General features: G+C 65.1%; 2 protein-coding genes and 1 pseudogene. 2 read left to right on the top strand and 1 reads right to left on the bottom strand.

Features of this window, described 5'->3' with window-relative positions; genetic code table 11:
- Positions 1–2 precede the first annotated feature (2 nt).
- Complete coding sequence (locus EN893_RS29195) at positions 3–1,250, top strand: MFS transporter (RefSeq protein ID WP_128361991.1); 1,248 nt, start codon at positions 3–5, stop codon at positions 1,248–1,250.
- Between the two features lie 103 nt (positions 1,251–1,353).
- On the top strand, positions 1,354–2,091 hold the full coding sequence (locus tag EN893_RS29190) for a dienelactone hydrolase family protein (RefSeq protein ID WP_127267737.1): 738 nt from the start codon (positions 1,354–1,356) through the stop codon (positions 2,089–2,091).
- Between the two features lie 139 nt (positions 2,092–2,230).
- Here EN893_RS29190 and EN893_RS29185 read toward each other — a convergent pair.
- Positions 2,231–2,438 (bottom strand): annotated as a pseudogene (locus EN893_RS29185) (DUF308 domain-containing protein); the annotation flags it as partial.

The following is a 2,438-nucleotide window of genomic DNA, read 5'->3' as shown; positions in this document are numbered from 1 at the left end:
GTCTGGAACTCATCGGTGCCGAGGCCGACAGCCTGCCCATGCCGCAGCCGCCTGAACTGCGCAGCCGTGCGGCGCGCATCGTGCTTGGCGCGAGCCTTGTGCTGATCGCCTTCAGTCTGCGGCCGCTGTTTTCGAGCCTGTCGGTGCTGTTGCCCGAGGTGATGCAGGCAACCGGGCTGTCGACAACGGGCGCCAGCCTGCTGACGACGCTGCCCGTCCTGTGCCTCGGCCTGTTCGCGCCCTTCGCGCCAAGGCTTGCGCAGCGCTATGGAGCCGAGCGCACTTTGCTCGGGGCGCTCGCCTTGCTGGTGCTGGGAACCGGCCTGCGCTGGTTCGGTACGGTTCCTCTGCTGTTTGTCGCGACTTTCCTGGCCGGCGGCGCCATTGCCATCGGCAATGTGCTGCTGCCGGGCCTGGTGAAGCGCGATTTCGCCGACAGGGCCGCCGTCATGACCGGGCTCTACACCATGGCGCTCTGCGCCGGCTCGGCCGCCGCCGCCGGCTTCACGCTGCCGATCGAGCATTTTGTCACCGGTTCATGGTCCGGAGCACTTGCTGCCTGGGCGGTGCCGACCCTGATTGTGTTGCTGATCTGGATTCCGCAGGCGCTGGGCAGCCGGCGGCAAGTGAGCCATCAAGGCTTTCGCGTCGTCGGGCTTTGGCGCGATCGCCTGGCCTGGCAGGTGACGCTGTTCATGGGGCTGCAGTCGGCGCTCGCCTATTGCATCTTCGGCTGGCTGGCGCCGATCCTGCGCGAGCGTGGCTTCGATGCGGCCACCGCTGGCGCCATGGTTTCGGTGTCAGTGATGGCGCAGGTCATCACCTGCCTCGCCGTGCCATCCTTTGCGATGCGGCTGAAGGACCAGCGCGGCATCAATGTGGCGCTCGTTGCCACGGCGGTGGTCGCGCTGCTCGGCATTCTCTTTGCGCCGACCTCGACGATGCTGTTCTGGGCGGTCCTGCAAGGCATCGGGCAAGGTGGCCTTATCGCGGCTGCCATGAGCTTGATCGTGCTGCGTTCGCCGGATTCGCATGTCGCCGCGCATCTTTCAGGCATGGCGCAAGGCGTCGGCTATGTGCTGGCGGCATTCGGTCCGCTGCTGGTGGGCCTGATCCGCGACTGGACCGGCAGTTTCTCGGGAACGGCGTTCCTGTTCGTCGCGCTCGGGCTTGGCGTAGCCATCATGGGGCTCGGTGCCGGCCGTGCGCTGCATGTCGGCGCGCGGACCGTGCGCGAGGGCGAGCAATAGCGTCCGCAATCCTGCACGAAATGTTGACTGCCACGCCCCGGGAATGCCTTGCCGTATGGCCTTGCGCGGATATGTATCGCGCATCAGTCGAACGGAGCGGGCGATGACGAAACACGACATTCAGATCAAGACCAGGGATGGTGTTGCCAATGCCGGGCTTTTCCACTCGGCAAACGCATCTCCTGCCAAGGCCGGCGTCATTCTCTATCAGGACGCCTTCGGTCCGCGGCCGGCGCTCGACGGTATGGCCGAGCGGCTCGCGAATGAAGGCTATGCGGTGCTGGTGCCCGACCTATTCTACCGCAATGCGCCCTACGGGCCGTTCGACGCCAAGACCGCCTTCGCCGAGGAAAAGACCAAAATCCCGCTGATGGCGCTGGTCACCGGCACGACACAGGAGATGACCATCAGCGACAGCGGTGCGTTCCTCGACGCGCTTGCTGCCGAGGGCATCACCGGGCCGATCGGCACCGTCGGCTATTGCATGGGTGGCGGCCGGGCGTTGAACGCCGCCGCTAACTATCCCGACAGGATAAGGGCGGCCGCAAGCTTCCATGGCGGCAATCTGGCCAGCGACGCCGCCGACAGCCCGCATCGCAAGGCAGCCTCCATCAAGGCGCGCGTCTATGTCGGCATGTCGGGTGTCGACAGAAGTTTCCCGCCGGAACAATCGATGCGATTGGAGGAAGCGTTGCGGGTTGCGGAAGTCGACCATGTCATCGAGAACTATGCCGGGATGGCGCATGGCTGGTGCGTGCCCGATCATAGCGTTTTCAACGCCGCGGGTGCCGAACGCCATTGGAAGCGGCTGACGACGTTGTTCGCCGAGACGCTGATCTAAGGCAGCGGTCGCGCCCCTGAGCAGGACGCTACGCGTCTTTGAACCAGAACGGCAGCCGATGCGGCAAAGAGTGAGCGATGCTTGCCCTTTCGACGGCGGCAGATGACTTTCACCTTGCCGCCGCCGGATCGGGCAGCACCTAGGCGTTTGCCTTGCGATAGGCTGCTACGACAAGCCAAATTGCGGAAAGCAGAAAGTAAAACGCGCCGAACCCGGCATAAGGGGCGATGTCCAGAATCGTCGGCGCAGCCGTGCCGAGGGATCGGCTGATCATGAAGCCGCCGGCGAGGGCCGACTGCTCACCACTGAGGATCATCGGCCATTGTGCGCCTTGGTAGCGCCAACGC

This window comes from Mesorhizobium sp. M7A.F.Ca.CA.004.04.2.1 (assembly GCF_004022825.1).
Taxonomy (GTDB): Bacteria; Pseudomonadota; Alphaproteobacteria; order Rhizobiales; family Rhizobiaceae; genus Mesorhizobium.
The sequence above is the reverse complement of the archived record's forward strand: the minus strand, read 5'-3'. Positions and strand labels throughout refer to the sequence as shown.